Here is a 15,065-nt window from a genome sequence, read left to right on the forward strand (position 1 = left end):
GCCATTGAATCAGTTCTATAAATCCTACATCTTCGGAATAAAGGCCAGTACCAGCTTCAAAAAGCGCTCACGCACACGTTCAGCCGTCTCCATAACCTCCGCATGGTTCAGCGGCTGGTCAAGAATGCCGGCAGCCATGTTGGTGATGCAGGAAATGCCAAGCACCTCGATACCGGCATGGCGGGCCACAATCGTCTCGGAGACGGTGGACATGCCTACAGCATCCGCGCCTTGACGGCGCAGCATGACAATTTCAGCCGGAGTTTCATAGCAAGGGCCGAGCAACCCGGCATAAACGCCTTCCTTGAATTCAAAATCCTGCTCTGCCGCAGCTTCCTTCGCCGCTGCAATCAGGCGGGGGCTGTAGGCGGTCGACATATCCGGGAACCGCACGCCCAGAGCATTGTCGTTCGGGCCGGTCAGCGGATTGCGCCCGGTCAGGTTCAGATGATCGGTAATCAGCATCAGATCGCCGGGTGTAAAGTCCGTGTTCACGCCACCTGCGGCATTGGTAACGAGCAGGCTGGTTACGCCAAGCTCTTTCATGACGCGCACCGGAAAAGCCGTCGTCTCCGGGCCGTAGCCTTCATACATGTGGAACCGGCCCTTCATCATTACAACTCGTCGTCCTTCGATCATCCCGATCAGCAGTTCGCCTTCATGTCCTTCTACTGTGGATACAGGAAAATGGGGGATCTCGTTGTAGGGAATTACAACCTCATCCGTAATGAGGTCTGCCAGAACGCCCAGTCCTGAACCGAGAATCAGCCCGATTTCCGGGGCGACTGTACATTTATCCTTGATATAAACCGCTGCTTCCTGAATGTGCTTTTGGCTTACTGCTTCCATAGTTTATTGCCTCCTTGAGGGTTGTCCGTAGTATTGATGCTTCATAGAAATTCGTATTATTTGAGTTCCGCCAAAAAGCTTGTCCCGTATTGCGGTGCTTTGGCCCCGAAGTTGTCGGCAATTGTCGCTGCCACATCCGAGAACGTCTGGCGGATGCCCAGGTTGCCCGGAGTCTTGAATCTTGGACTATAAATCAAGAGTGGCACATACTCGCGTGTGTGATCAGTTCCGCTATGGATCGGATCATTGCCGTGGTCTGCCGAGATAATGAGCAGATCATCTTCGCCGAGTGTAGATAGCAGTTCCGGAAGCGCCTGATCGAATACCTCAAGAGCATGTCCGTAACCTTCCGGATCGCGGCGGTGGCCATACAGGGAATCGAAATCTACCAGATTCGTGAACAGGAAGCCGTCAAACGGCTTACGCAGCTCTCGGATCGTAATCTCGATGCCATGCTCATTGCTTTTTGTCGGATAAGTGGCTGTTACGCCTTCACCTGTGAAAATATCGTTGATCTTGCCCACAGCGATAACGTCTTTACCGATATCCTCCAGCGCGTTCATTACCGTCGGCTCCGGCGGTTTGACCGCATAGTCGTGGCGGTTGGGAGTACGCACAAAGTTCCCCTGTTTGCCGACATATGGGCGGGCGATTACGCGGCCTACCGAGAATTCGGGAGCCATCGTCAGCTCGCGGGCGATTTTGCAGGCGCTGTACAGCTCTTCCAGCGGGATAATATCTTCATGAGCAGCAAGCTGGAATACGCTGTCGGCGGAAGTGTACACAATCCAGGCCCCGGTCTTCATTTGCTCTTCGCCATATTCGACCAGAATCTCCGTACCGGAAGCCGGTTTATTGCCAATAACCTTGCGTCCGGTTGCCGCTTCGAACTTCTCAATCAGCTCTGCCGGGAATCCGTCAAAATAGGTGTTGAACGGAACTTCAATCTTTAGTCCCATCAGCTCCCAATGGCCGGTCATTGTATCCTTGCCTACCGATACCTCCTGCATTTTACCGTAATAACCGGCCGGTGCTGCTACAGGTTCCAGCGGCGGCAGCGGTGCAATATTGGCGAGACCAAGCTTTTGCAGATTAGGCAGCTTAAGACCCGGCACCCGCTCCAAAATATGTCCCAGCGTATGGGACCCTTTATCACCGAAACTTTCCGCATCCGGCGCTTCGCCGATACCAACACTATCAAGAACGATAAATCCAATTCGTTTAAATGAGGACATGTCCGTCTTCACTCCTTCGTAGTATGCATATTCTTTAGGTTTCATCAAAACAAGAAGAAACGGCTCTACCTTCTTCCGAAGGGACAGCCCTTCCGAAGCCAGCGGCCCATTGCCCCGCTTTTTAGGTACCCGTTTCTGCCGAAAGTAACTCCCGGGGTTCACACGCTCCGGTCTATCCTTTCAGTATATTTCCATCATAACGATCTTACTCACAAAAAGCATCTTTTTACCCTTTCCTCGGGGATTACCCGCGATTCAGGTCTTATACCCATTCCGCAGCAGCAGTTACCTCGCCCGGGGATGGTGGCTTTCGTAGACTTCCTTCATATTTTTGCGGGCAATCCCGCTGTAAATCTGCGTTGTGGAAATATCCGCATGACCAAGCATCTGCTGCACGGAACGCAGATCCGCACCGCCTTCCAGCAAATGAGCAGCGAACGAATGTCTAAGGGTATGCGGAGTGATATCCTGCTCAATCTGAGCTTCACGCGCATACTTTTTAATGATTTTCCAGAAGCCCTGACGGGTCAGCCGTCCGCCCAGACTGTTCAGAAACAGGGCAGGCTCCTCCTGATTTCCCCGCAGCAGCTTGTCCCGCATACCGGATGTATACACCGCCACGCACTCCGCTGCAATAGCGCCGATCGGCACTACCCGCTCCTTCCCGGAAGCCCCGCTGCAGCGGGCAAACTTCAGGTCCGTATGCACGTCCTCGACATTCAGGGTAATCAGCTCTGTAACCCGGATGCCGGTAGCATACAGCAGCTCTAGCATCGCCTTGTCGCGCATCCCCTGGGGGGAAGCTTCATCAGGAGCCGCCAGCAGCCGTTCGATTTCTTCGATACTTAAGATCATCGGCGGTTTTTTGCTCGGTTTGATCATTTCCATATCCAGCGTTGGGTCCTGCACGATCAGCCGTTCTTTCAGCAGATAGTGAAAAAACGCGCGCAGCGACACCGTATTCCGGTTCACTGTTGCGGTTGCCCGCCCTGCGGTGCGGAGCTCAGCGAGATACTGCATAATATGCGATCTTCTAATCTCCTCCGGTGTAACGGCACCACGGCCTTCGGCAAACTCTAGAAACTGCGACACATCGCGTCCATAGGACTCGAGCGTGCTGGAAGATAAACCTTTGTCTACGGTTAAATATTGCATAAAAGGCTGCAAGTGTGACTTCAATTCATTCACGCTCCTGTCTGCTCAGGCTGCTCTTCGCGGCTATGCAGCATTTAGGCATGGAGTTCAGCATCTGGCTGCACAGCGGCAAGCCAGAGTCATAAACTCACCTAAGGTTCATTCGACAGTGTTCCGGCTTCTTCCTGCTTCGGGCCGGGCAATCACTCGCCATACCAGTAATATAGCCGCAGACGTTCCCCTGCATTCAGACTGTCCACACTGACAGGGGCATCCTTAAAGGCCCGGACTGCCGTGCCTTCCGGGATTTCATAATGATCTATCGGACTGATCCATCCGCTTAGCCAGCTAAGGGCGTAATACAGGAAACAGCTCAATGCAACAAGCAGGGTCAAAAAATACAGCCGGCGCACCGTTCCAGGCACAGAAATAATCATTAGGATTCCTCCTAAAAGTTTTGTGAGCTTATACTTCCCAGGGTTGCTTCGTACAAAACTCACTTCGGAAGCATAAACTTATGTTTTGTGAGCTTATACTTCCGGGAATTGCTTCGTACAAAACTCACTTCGGAAGCATAACTCGTCCTTCACTTTATGCGCCGGCGGGCAGTGATATGTATGTCGGCCTGATGAAATCATTTAAAAAGCCCCCTCCGGCAGTACACCGGGGAGAGCTTGTGCGGTAATTTATCATCTATAAGCCTATTCGGGCGTATTGCCATCCGTAGTATTCTTGTCCTTGCAGCGGTGGCAAATCCCGTGAAAATCAAGTCTATGATCGAGCACCGTGAAATTATAATCGTTCTCCAGCCGCTCTTCCAGCGGTCCGAGCCAATCCTCACGGATTTCATCCATTGTGCCGCATTGCACACAGATTAAATGATGATGATGGTGTTTCGCCGTATCTGTCCGTAGGTCATAACGGGCAACTCCGTCTCCGAAATTAATCTTCTCCACGACATGAAGCTCGCTGAGCAGTTCCAGGGTCCGGTATACAGTGGCGAGACCGATCTCGGGAGCCTTTTCTTTCACAAGCATAAACACATCTTCTGCACTTAAATGATCGTCTTCGTTCTCCAGCAGCACTCTTAAGGTTGCTTCCCGTTGGGGTGTAAGCTTATATCCTTGGGATTGTAGCTGTTGCTTTATCTTGTCTATCCGGGCTTCCATAGTATCCCTCCCCCTTGGAAAATTACCGCACCGGGCATAAAACCACTTCTTCCATTATAGGGGGAGTCGCTTTGAGAAGTCAAACGCTTTTAGAGTGTGTTCAATAGTGGTATTCCGGGATGGCAATACAACTCCGCCAACGGTTCTATGGACTATATAAGTTGAACTTTAGATTTAGCGAGCCGGCATAGAACGCAACTGCAGTGAATGTTTGGACTTCCGGCCGCTGTTGTCTACTGATTTCTTGATTTATATGCTCATAGCGGTAGAAATCCGTAGACAAAGGCGGTCGCTATCGCTCCTACAGTTCCAAAATTCCCCTCCGTTGCTTTTGCCTCTAGGTAGTTCATTAATTCAACTTATATCGTTAACAGCAGTGGTGTGGATTACTTGAATTGTTGCTCCGGTTTCTTCCCGGATAAGCAAAGAAAGCTCACCCTTGGAATAATCCAGCACGCGGAAGCTATTGGGAAGAATAATCGAAGCCTCCGACACCTTCCGGCCAGAGAGATTATATATATCAATTCGTCCTTTCTCCGGGAGATAGATTAGAACATGGTTTCCTATACGTTCAGACTTCCATCCCATTTCCCGATCCGTAAACGTTTCAGAGATGCCTGCTGTCTTTTTTCCTGTCGAGAGATTATACATGTCGGATAGTGAATAAGGCTGCCCAACATTCACGCCCAGCGGATTGCCCACGTTGAAGGAACTGTTAATAACAAGCTCATTGCCGGCAAATGAAGAATCACTGCGTGTGTTCCAATCAGAAGCTATAGTGTATGTTTTCTTATTTGAGGTATTAATCACACGAAAAAAATCCTGACTTTGCATAAGACTGTATCCTGTATATTTGACAACCGCATAAGGCCCACTCAATTTAATATCCTTAAGCATGAAATCTTCGTACCTGCTGCTTGACATTCCGCCTAAATTCATTTTAAAAACAGAATTGTTCCAAGGGGATTGGTATACAGAGAGAACGTTGTTACTATACACCGAGAGTCTTTCTTTACTGCTCCCTTCTGAAACGTACCAGTGGATCAACTCCCCATTGCTTGTTATTGATTTAGTGATTGGAGCGCTGTTAAAGACCGTATTGGAGAGTGTCGTTCCTTCTTTACTCAGGACGATCTTTTGCAGCTTGTTGTCTTTATCTTTGGCGATTACAATGATTTTCTCCGGAGAGCTGAGTACATCAACATCGTAGAGCTTGGAATAACTTTTCGTCCAAGCTTCTTCGCCTGAAGCCAAGTTAAAGACAGATATCGAGTTATCCATCCTATTAAAAATAACTTTCTCTTGGGCTGAAAGTGCAAACAATTGCAAATCATTGTTAAGAAAGCCTTCTAAAGCCCTCTGTTGGACGGGTTCTGCGAAAACATTCGTAGACAGCATAAATAAAAAAATCATCAGAATTCCTATTTTTTTCACCTGCTGTATCCTCCTTACTCGGCTGCTCACCCAACACCATTTTAATTCCTATATTTGCAAATATATACTATTCATAACTTTTTGCAATCAAAGGAATAAAAAAATGCTGCCCCAGTGAAAAATCCACCCGGCAGCATTCTTTAAATCAACCTATAGATACGAGCATGGGTGTCACCCATCTCATCATCACCGGCGTCACCCAAGCCTCAAAACCGGAAATGCCCAAGACAAGTACGGCCATTCCGAGCGATAATACCGTGTACATCGCAAAAGGCCTTGTCACCGGCGTACGCCGCTTCCCCAGCACCCGGCTGCGGATCATCAGCAGCGAGAAGGCAATAGCCGCTGCGCTGCATACGAGCAGAACCGGGATCAGCACAAGATTGTGCGGAGCAACCGAGACGAGGGCAAACAGCATGCCGTGCCAGGAATACTGGCTGACGAGGCAGCCGACGGTAAAGCCAATCAGCACTCCTTTGAGAAAATCTAAGATCAGAATACCCGGAAGCCCAATGACCGACAACCCAAGAATCCAAATGAGTCCCACCCACTTCAGATTGAGCGCGGCGATACTCCAGAAAGAGTCGGGCGCAGCCGGCAGGCCCTGCTGATCAACGGTGACGAAGAAATTCCCCATGTAATCTCCCAGCTCCTGCTGCTGATCCAACGTTAACGCACTGACAATCAGAGCCCCGAAAACGACACCAACGAGAAATAATACAGCAACAAAAATATAAAGAGGCGTCTGTTCCTTCATCATCAGCCTTAAACTGCGCATCGGGACGTTCTCCTTTCCGGTCACATATTACACCATATGAGGAGACATCCCGCTCTATGACTTGTCCTTTGGACAGGTCGCTGTTCTGCACAGCAATTCTACTTTTTGTTCACCATTACTTTGCCGTACGTCCCTCCGCCTCCTGCCGACAGTGCAAGTTCCCCCGTGCGGGCAAGAACAATCTGCGCAGCCAGCTCTGTTCCCGCTACTGCAGCAATCTCCGCCTCGCCGGCACCATGCAGAATGTTCATCTCTGTGCCAAAAGCCGCCAGCAGCGCGTTCATCTTAGCCGGGCCAAGTCCCGGAATAAACTCAAGCGGCACCTGATAATGATACGGCGGACGATGGTCCGGTACGAGGGGCTGCCCGCGGTCGGCGATGGACAGAATCCGGTCAAACACCCCTTGCACCAGCTTGGGACTGCCGCAATAAGGACAGCGTTCCGAAGTGGCATACGCTTCATCAATGATACTGCCGCATCCGGCGCAATAGGTGCGGTGATACTTGCCCAGGCGCGGGTTCAGTCCAAAATTAGCACTGACCTTGCGGCCTGCCTTACGCTTCAGTGCCAGCTTCAGTTCGCTGAAGGACGGCTTAGCCAGCTCGATGACATTGTATTCACGGCCGATTTTGCCGAGGGAGTGGGCGTCAGAGTTGGTCAGGAAGGTATAGCTGTCCAGCTCAGAAATGTATCCTGCCATCTCCGAATCCGCGCTAAGGCCAAGCTCAACTGCTGCGATGCGCTCCAGGTCAAACAGCTCGGCCATACGCTCTGCAGCACAACCATAAAGACCTTTATGCGGCGTGAAAATATGCGCCGGAATTAGAATGCCCCCGCGTCCGTAAATCTCATCCTGCAGTTCCCTGGATGGGGCATATAGCCGCTGGGAACTGAGATTTACGTTGCGCATATGTTTGCTCATCCAGCTGCTGAAATCAGCCATCGTCTCCAGGTCCGGCATAAAGGCTAACACATGGCATTCCTTCCGGCCAGGCTCGCGGATTTCAATCTCTGACCCCAGCAAGATGGTTGTGCCCCTGTAAGCAATACCTCCACCGTCTGCCACTGTCATCTCTCCGGATTCCAGCGAGTGGCGGATATCGCGTTGCACGCCGGGGGAGTGGCTGTCAATAATCCCGATTAGCCCGATCCCCTTGCGCTCTGCGGCCTCCTTGGCGATTCCGGCAAAGGTGAGATTCTTGCTGCCGCTGATTTTGACAGCTTGTCCTTCCGTAGTGCGGCCGATATGAACATGCAGGTCACAGTAGAAGCTGTGCAGCTTGTTCTCCTCTTCTAGTGCCATTGGCCCGTCAGCGTATAGAGATGCCATGCATACACCGCCATCATCGTTTTGGCGTCGGCAATACGGCCGTCCGCAATGTACTGATAAGCTTCCTCCAGCGTAAGCTCGGAGACCTCCAGGAATTCGTCCTCATCGAGTGCCATATCTCCTGCCTGGGCGTTGTCTGTCACATACAAATGAATAATTTCATCCGCGAATCCGGGCGAGGTATAAAAGGATTTCAGCAGCTTAAGGTCGCCGCTGTGAAAGCCCGTCTCCTCCTGAAGCTCCCGGCCGGCAGCGGCCAAGGGATCTTCGCCCTTATCCAGCTTGCCTGCGGGGATCTCCACCTCGGTGCGGTGCATCGGCTGGCGGTATTGCTCCACTACAAGCATCTTGCCCTGATTCAGAGCAAGCACAGCTACAGCTCCGGGATGCTTCACGACCTCGCGGGTTGCAGTATTGCCATCCGGCAGCTTAACCGTATCCACCTGCAGGGTAATAATTTTGCCTTCAAAAATCGGCTGTGTAGACAACGTCTCTTCATCCAGTGCGGGATTGCGGTGAGTTTCAACTTTTTTCATAGTTTATGGTCTCCTTTAGCTCAGTTCTGCATAGGGTGTATTATAGCAAACTTAAGGGGAAAGAAGGAATGTAGACATGAATGACATCCTTATCCGTACAAGCTCAACTGCAGTCACAATGGTAGGTACACCGGAGCAGATTAAAGCAGTAATCGCCGGGTGGACCCTGCAGTACGGACGTGATATGCCACTGTCCTACATCCTGCGGCTGAAAGCTGAATCACGGCTGAGTCCACCTAAAGCGGGGTAACCCGCTTGCAGCATTTTCCCCTTTCCGTTTCTGAATGTATCCGGACCGGAAAGACGTTATTACTCCTGGAAATCCTTTTTCCCGATCATCCGGACCGGAAAGGCGTTATTTCCTCTACAAGGAGGGGAATTGGCTTCAAAACAGAACAATAGTGTCACTGGAGTCCGTTTCCTTGTCAAAAACCGGCGATTATTAGAAATAACGTCCATGGAGTCCGGCAGCTTCTAGTCCTCATCCTCAAGTCACCGAGAGTTCTCCCCAGCTTCTAGGCCACCTTCTAAGTCACGGAGAGTCCTCCCCATTCGCTTGAAGGAACGTTCCCAACTAATACGTACATTTAGCTAGACAGCAGCATTTTCCGTAAGGTTCCATTCGGCGAAGCTGTTCCATTAATACTGTTAATTCTGCTGTTCAGGAAAAACATAAGGAGCTGTTCCCGGGCATCGCCCGGAAACAGCTCCTTCACTGCATATACCCAGCCTCAGCTGCTGCACATGATATTTTAACCTTTTACACTTTCCTTAACGATGGCTACAACCAGCTCAGCCGCTTTGACGATGTCCTCGGCTTTGATCCGTTCCTTGGTGGTATGGATATGCTCGTAACCGATGGCAAGATTCACCGTAGGTACCTTTAGCCCGTTGAACACATTGGCGTCGCTGCCGCCGCCGGACGGGAACAGGCGTGTCTTTAGGCCGAGTGAGGTTATGGCACGGTCCGCAAGTACCACAACCGGATCATGCTCATTAAAGCTGAATGCCGGGTAAATAATCTCACTGCGGAATTCACATTCTGCACCATGTTCACGCACTGTGGTCTCCAATGCTTCGCGCATGGAAGCCACTTGCCGGTCTACCTTCTCCTGCACAATACTGCGCGCTTCAGCATCAAGCTGTACATGGTCACAGACCACATTCGTTGGTCCGCCGCCTGCGAACTTGCCAATATTGGCCGTAGTCTCATTGTCGATGCGTCCCAGCTTCATCGCCGAGATGGCTTTGCTTGCCACCTGAATGGCGCTGATGCCATCTTCCGGATTCACGCCGGCATGGGCGGATTTGCCGAAGATCTGCATCGTTACTTTGGCTTGGGAAGGTGCAGCAACCGCAATTCCTCCAACCTCACCGTTGGAATCCAGCGCAAAGCCCATGTCAGCATCCAGATGTTTGGGGTCCATGGCCCGGGCGCCAAGCAGCCCGGATTCTTCACCCGCTGTAATGACAAACTGGATCTGACCGTGAGCAACGCCCTGTTCCTGAATGACACGGATCGCTTCGAACAAAGCAGCTAACCCCGCTTTGTCATCCGCCCCGAGAATTGTGCTGCCGTCGCTCGTAATCCAGCCGTCTTCTCCAAGGGTAGGTTTGATGTTCTGTCCGGGAACCACTGTATCCATATGGCAGGTGAACAGCAGCTTGGGAGCCGCAGCTCCGTTATCGGCAGGCCAGGTAACGAACAGATTGCCCGCTCCATGTCCGGTGCGCTCCTGGGAATCGTCCTCGATGGCAGTAAGACCCAAGGCGCTGAATTTTTCTTTTAGCACATCGGCAATTTGCCGTTCGTTTCTTGATTCACTGTCAATACGGACAAGCTCCATAAATTCCTGAATCAATCGGTCTTGTGATATCATTGGACTTCCCTCTCTTTCACGATTGCGTTACAATAGTGGTACTGCCTTAAATATCTGTACGCTCTTAACTTAAACTAATTCTAAAGGAGTCACTCATGCAACGTCAAAAATGGTTCCGTATCTTCATTTATGTCATGCTGATCGCCATGGTCGGCTCTACCTTGCTGATGGTCATCGAGCCTTTCCTGGCCAGTTAACAGCAGAAAGTAGATCGTTAATAATAACGTCCGGGCTCCCCGGGCGCTATTTGACATCCCGGGTTACCGTCAAATCGGCCTAAGCATGTGGATTCACCGGGTTGATTACCTTATACGGAAAGTGCTGCAGAAAATAAGGAATCAGCTCCTCTGATACCTGCTCAGGATCCATAGGCCGGCCGGTGCATTCCTCCAGCGAAGTTACCCCATATTCCACAATGCCGCAGGGAATAATCCCCTGAAACCCGCGCCCGCCAATCCCCGCAGAGATGTTGAAGGCAAAGCCGTGGCTGGTAATAAAGCCTCTGCGTGATTTGCTTCTGTTAAACTTGACGCCAATCGCACAAATCTTCTGGTCGCCAACCCAAACGCCGGTATACCCGGGCTTGCGGTCACCCTCTATTCCGCAGGAAGCCAAATAATCAATAATTACAGCCTCCAGCCGGCGGAGATACCCGTGCAGATCGACCCTTCCGTCCTCCCCAAGCTTCAGCAGCGGGTAGCCGACAAGCTGGCCCGGCCCGTGGTATGTAATGTCCCCCCCGCGGTCGATTTCAAACAGCGCAATCCCTTGCTCCTTGAGCTGTTCACCGCTGAGGAGAAGATGCTCCGGGTGATTCTGAGAACCGATGGTATAGGTGGGCGGATGCTGCAAAAGGATCAGCTGTTCCAGGCCTGTTCCGGCATCAATGGCCTGCACATGTTCCTTCTGCAGCTCCCAGGCCGCACCATATTCCATCAGGGGGTGATATGAAATTTCCAGCTTGCCAGGTTGCGGGTTATTCATAACGTCAGGTCCCCTTCGATTTAGAGTCGCCAGTCAATGAATATTGCAAAATATTAATACAGCTTGGTATCCGGTGTATAGCTTTCCAGGTTATCCTTCACGCGCTGCAGGAAGCGGCCGCAAATGACTCCATCCAGAATCCGGTGATCCAGAGACAGACAAATATTGGCCATGGAGCGTACGGCGATCATATCGTTGATGACCACAGGCTTCTTCACGATGGATTCAAAGGTCAATATTGCCGCCTGCGGGTAGTTGATAATCGGGTAGGACAGAATAGAGCCGAAAGAACCGGTGTTGTTGACGGTAAAGGTCCCCCCCTGCATATCTTCCAGGCGCAGCTTGCCGTCGCGGGTCTTTTGCGCTAATTCGTCGATCTCCCGGGCAAGTCCGGCGATGTTCTTCTGATCAGCCTTCTTGATTACCGGTGTCATAACGGAATCTTCGGTGCCTACAGCAAGTGTAATATTGATGTCGCGTTTGACAATGATTTTATCAACCGCCCAGACGGAGTTCATAATCGGATAATCCTTGATCGCACTGACCACAGCCTTCATCATAAAAGCTAGGTAAGTCAGATTGATGCCTTCCTTGCGCTTGAACTCATCTTTAAGCTTATTCCGCAGCACGACGAGATTCGTCACATCCACTTCAATCATTGTCCACGCATGGGGAATCTCCGAGACACTCTGGCGCATTCTCGTGGCGATCGTGTTGCGGATCGGGGTGACGTCGATCAGAAATTCTGAACTGCTGCCCCGGCCGCCTTCCACCTCAATCGTCGGAATACGCGGAGATTCGCTCAGGTGCAGTCCGGAATGGCGAACGGGCTCCCGCGCTTCCTGCACTTCGGTGTGAACAGCCTGCAGCACAGGTTGCTGCGCGGCTACTTGCGCCTGATGTCCGGCTGCCGAAGCTGCGCCATTGGAGGCATGGACGGCTGCGGCCCCGCCGCTTTCCATGAACGTCAGCACATCCTTCCGGGTGATACGGCCGCCCATACCGGTTCCCGGCACAGCGGCAAGATTAATGCCGTGCTCGGCGGCGAGTGTCTGTACTGCCGGTGAGTAGCGGGAGCGCATTGGAGCGTCAGCTGAACCCCCGGCAGCTGGTAACGGCGGTCTGGCTGCTGCAGTCACCTGCGGAGCGGAATTAACCTGGCCAGCTCCGGCGGATGGAGCTGCCGGAACCGTTGGAGCTGCGGGAGCAGCCACAGCTACAGCGATACGGGCGATAACTTCGCCAACGTTGATGGTCTGGCCCTCTTCCGCGAGCAGCTCCACCAGCGTTCCTTCCACGGTGGAAGGCAGCTCTGCATTGACTTTATCTGTAATCAAATCGCAGATGGGCTCATATTGATCCACTTGATCGCCCGGCTGCTTCAGCCATTTGCCGATCGTCGCCGATACCAGCGACTCAGCCAGCTGCGGCAGAATCACGTCGATCAGCTTTGTATTGTCAGACATATTGTCACTCCTTAAAATTTTGTAAGCAATACTTCCTGAAATGTCTTCGTTCAAAACTCGCTTCGGAAGCATACGCTTAAGTTTTGTAAGCACTACTTCCTGTAGCATCTTCGTACAAAACTCGCTTCGGAAGTATGTACCAGCAGAATCAGAATGTTTAGTATTGCGCCAGCCGGAGCATCTCCGCTTTCACTTTATCTTTGCTCAGCATGAAGAATTTCTCCATCGGCGGGCTGATCGGCATCGCGGGCACATCAGGGCCGCAGAGCCGGAAGATCGGCGCGTCGAGCTCGAACAGGCAGTGCTCAGCAATAATGGCTGCCACTTCGCCGCCGATTCCGCCTGTCTTGTTGTCCTCATGGACAATCAGCACCTTGCCGGTCTGACGGGCAGCAGCAATAATGGCTTCACGGTCCAGCGGCTGCAGCGTGCGAAGATCCAGTATGTGTGCGGTTATGCCTTCCTCGCGCTCCAGCTCCTCCGCGGCCTGCATCGCAAAATGCAGCGGCAGGCTGTACCCGATCACCGTAATATCGCTGCCTGCGCGCAGCAGGTTCGCTTCTCCAATCGGCACAGTATAATCATCTTCCGGCACATCTTCTTTAATCAGCTTGTAGCATTTCTTGTTCTCGAAGAATAAGACCGGATCCGGGTCACGGACCGCTGCCTTCAGCAGACCTTTGGCATCATAAGCCGAATAAGGCGCCACAATCTTCAGTCCCGGTGTGCCGAAGAAAATTGATTCGGGGCACTGGGAATGATACAGCCCGCCAAATATACCGCCACCGATAGGCGCGCGGATAACAACCGGGCAGTTCCAGTCGTTATTGGAGCGGTAACGGATTTTGGCCGCTTCGCTAATAATCTGATTGGTTGCCGGAAGCATGAAATCCGAATATTGCATTTCGGCAATAGGCTTCATGCCGTACATGGCCGCTCCGATGGCTACTCCGGCAATCGCCGACTCCGCCAGCGGGGTATCCATCACGCGTTCTTCCCCGAACTGCTCCTGCAGCCCTTTGGTAGTGGTGAACACACCGCCCTTAACGCCAACATCCTCACCCAGCACGAACACAGATTCATCGCGTTCCATTTCTTCCTTCATCGCCAGCCGGATCGCATCGATATATTCCATCATTGCCATGAATTATGCTCCTCCTTTGAGGTCTGATTCACTGTATACATGCAGCAGCGTATCTTCCGGTTTCGGGAACGGTGCCTTGTCAGCATATTCAATAGCCTCTTTCAGTTCAAGATTGTACTGTGCAGCCAGATCGCGTTCCTGTTCGTCACTCCACAGGCCCAGCTCTATCAGATAGTTGCGGAAGGCGGCGACGCCGTCCTTTTTCCAGTTCTCGTCAACCTCTTCCTTGGTCCGGTAAGCCAGATCGTTGTCCGAGGTGGAATGCGGTGACAGGCGGTACATCATCGCTTCGATCAGCGTTGGTCCTTCTCCTCTAAGTGCTCTCTCCCGCGCTTCCTTAACGACACGGTACACTTCAAGCGGATCATTGCCGTCTACCTGGATGCCCGGGAAGCCGTAGCCCAGCGCACGGTCACTGACTTTGCCGGCGAGCTGCTTATGGGCTGGGATGGAGATGGCGTACTGGTTGTTCTGGCAAAAAATAATGACCGGCAGCTTGTTCACACCGGCGAAATTGCACGCTTCATGAAAATCTCCCTGGTTGCTGGAGCCCTCTCCGAACGTAACAAAAGAAACAAACTTTTTCTTTTGCATCTTGGCCGCAAGCGCGAAACCTACCGCATGCGGTACTTGTGTAGTCACCGGACTTGAGCCGGTTACGATGCGCAGACGTTTGCTTCCAAAGTGGCCCGGCATCTGCCGTCCACCGCTGTTGGGATCCTCAGCCTTGGCGAACACGGAGAGCATCAGCTCGCGCATGGTCATGCCCACGGTAAGCACAAAGGCATAATCGCGGTAATACGGAAGGAAATAATCGTTCTGCCGGTCCAGTGCAAAAGCCGCCGCAACCTGAGCTGCCTCCTGGCCGATACCGGAAACATGGAAGTTAATCTTCCCGGCGCGCTGCAGCAGCAGACTGCGCTCATCGTACTTCCGTCCCATCTGCATATATTTGTACATATCGATGACCTGGCCGTCACTGAGTCCAAGCTCCTGATGTCTGTTGACTGTTCCTACAGTACCTTGAGATTCCATATGAGAGGTACCTCCTAAAAGTTTTGTGAGCCTAATCCCACTAAATTGGTTTTGTACAAACTTGCAGCAGATGCTTAAAATTATAACAAC

16 protein-coding genes are annotated in these 15,065 nt (G+C 51.8%); 2 read left to right on the plus strand and 14 right to left on the minus strand.

Annotated features, from left to right (window positions below; translation table 11 throughout):
* Positions 1-24: 24 nt before the first annotated feature.
* The 9 genes from ACQ76X_RS02365 to ACQ76X_RS02405 form a co-directional block, all read right to left on the minus strand.
* A complete protein-coding gene (locus ACQ76X_RS02365) occupies positions 25-849 on the minus strand; it encodes a purine-nucleoside phosphorylase (RefSeq protein WP_076108927.1) in 825 nt (274 codons plus the stop codon).
* Positions 850-905: 56 nt separating this feature from the next.
* The gene (deoB, locus tag ACQ76X_RS02370) at positions 906-2,084 is read right to left on the minus strand and encodes a phosphopentomutase (RefSeq protein WP_438491249.1); all 1,179 of its coding nucleotides are present in this window, start codon (positions 2,082-2,084) and stop codon (positions 906-908) included.
* A gap of 285 nt (positions 2,085-2,369) precedes the next feature.
* On the minus strand, positions 2,370-3,263 hold the full coding sequence (xerD, locus tag ACQ76X_RS02375; protein WP_438491250.1) for a site-specific tyrosine recombinase XerD: 894 nt from the start codon (positions 3,261-3,263) through the stop codon (positions 2,370-2,372).
* Positions 3,264-3,421: 158 nt separating this feature from the next.
* Positions 3,422-3,655, minus strand: a complete 234-nt coding sequence (locus tag ACQ76X_RS02380) for a DUF4227 family protein (RefSeq protein WP_038594738.1) — start codon at positions 3,653-3,655, stop codon at positions 3,422-3,424.
* 264 nt (positions 3,656-3,919) lie between these two features.
* Positions 3,920-4,387 (minus strand): ferric iron uptake transcriptional regulator, encoded by a 468-nt coding sequence (gene fur / locus ACQ76X_RS02385; RefSeq protein WP_038594739.1) that lies wholly within the window; start codon positions 4,385-4,387, stop codon positions 3,920-3,922.
* 354 nt (positions 4,388-4,741) lie between these two features.
* Positions 4,742-5,821 (minus strand): hypothetical protein, encoded by a 1,080-nt coding sequence (locus tag ACQ76X_RS02390; RefSeq protein ID WP_438491252.1) that lies wholly within the window; start codon positions 5,819-5,821, stop codon positions 4,742-4,744.
* A gap of 145 nt (positions 5,822-5,966) precedes the next feature.
* Positions 5,967-6,599: a stage II sporulation protein M gene (gene spoIIM / locus ACQ76X_RS02395; RefSeq protein WP_076108924.1), complete on the minus strand. Its 633-nt coding sequence runs from the start codon at positions 6,597-6,599 to the stop codon at positions 5,967-5,969.
* 98 nt (positions 6,600-6,697) lie between these two features.
* On the minus strand, positions 6,698-7,903 hold the full coding sequence (locus tag ACQ76X_RS02400) for an endonuclease Q family protein (protein ID WP_438491600.1): 1,206 nt from the start codon (positions 7,901-7,903) through the stop codon (positions 6,698-6,700).
* Positions 7,894-8,466: an NUDIX hydrolase gene (locus ACQ76X_RS02405; RefSeq protein WP_076108922.1), complete on the minus strand. Its 573-nt coding sequence runs from the start codon at positions 8,464-8,466 to the stop codon at positions 7,894-7,896. The genes ACQ76X_RS02400 and ACQ76X_RS02405 overlap by 10 nt, the downstream gene beginning before the upstream one ends.
* Before the next feature lie 76 nt (positions 8,467-8,542).
* On the opposite strand from ACQ76X_RS02405, the gene ACQ76X_RS02410 reads away from it, so the two are divergent.
* Complete coding sequence (locus tag ACQ76X_RS02410; RefSeq protein ID WP_156130927.1) at positions 8,543-8,716, plus strand: hypothetical protein; 174 nt, start codon at positions 8,543-8,545, stop codon at positions 8,714-8,716.
* Between the two features lie 502 nt (positions 8,717-9,218).
* Here the strand turns inward: ACQ76X_RS02410 and ACQ76X_RS02415 are convergent.
* Complete coding sequence (locus tag ACQ76X_RS02415) at positions 9,219-10,346, minus strand: M20/M25/M40 family metallo-hydrolase (RefSeq protein ID WP_438491255.1); 1,128 nt, start codon at positions 10,344-10,346, stop codon at positions 9,219-9,221.
* A gap of 95 nt (positions 10,347-10,441) precedes the next feature.
* Here ACQ76X_RS02415 and prli42 point away from each other — a divergent pair, with 95 nt between their 5' ends.
* Positions 10,442-10,543 (plus strand): stressosome-associated protein Prli42, encoded by a 102-nt coding sequence (gene prli42, locus ACQ76X_RS02420; RefSeq protein ID WP_438491257.1) that lies wholly within the window; start codon positions 10,442-10,444, stop codon positions 10,541-10,543.
* A gap of 79 nt (positions 10,544-10,622) precedes the next feature.
* Here prli42 and lipB read toward each other — a convergent pair whose 3' ends face one another.
* The 4 genes from lipB to ACQ76X_RS02440 all read right to left on the minus strand — a co-directional run bounded on the left by lipB (position 10,623) and on the right by ACQ76X_RS02440 (position 14,975).
* Positions 10,623-11,330: a lipoyl(octanoyl) transferase LipB gene (gene lipB, locus ACQ76X_RS02425; protein ID WP_438491259.1), complete on the minus strand. Its 708-nt coding sequence runs from the start codon at positions 11,328-11,330 to the stop codon at positions 10,623-10,625.
* A gap of 53 nt (positions 11,331-11,383) precedes the next feature.
* Positions 11,384-12,796 (minus strand): dihydrolipoamide acetyltransferase family protein, encoded by a 1,413-nt coding sequence (locus ACQ76X_RS02430; protein ID WP_438491260.1) that lies wholly within the window; start codon positions 12,794-12,796, stop codon positions 11,384-11,386.
* 157 nt (positions 12,797-12,953) lie between these two features.
* Positions 12,954-13,940, minus strand: a complete 987-nt coding sequence (locus tag ACQ76X_RS02435; RefSeq protein WP_076108918.1) for an alpha-ketoacid dehydrogenase subunit beta — start codon at positions 13,938-13,940, stop codon at positions 12,954-12,956.
* A gap of 3 nt (positions 13,941-13,943) precedes the next feature.
* Positions 13,944-14,975, minus strand: a complete 1,032-nt coding sequence (locus ACQ76X_RS02440) for a thiamine pyrophosphate-dependent dehydrogenase E1 component subunit alpha (RefSeq protein ID WP_438491263.1) — start codon at positions 14,973-14,975, stop codon at positions 13,944-13,946.
* Between the last annotated feature and the right edge of the window lie 90 nt (positions 14,976-15,065).

This window comes from Paenibacillus sp. IHBB 3054, assembly GCF_051594305.1.
Classification (GTDB): domain Bacteria; phylum Bacillota; class Bacilli; order Paenibacillales; family Paenibacillaceae; genus Paenibacillus_AQ.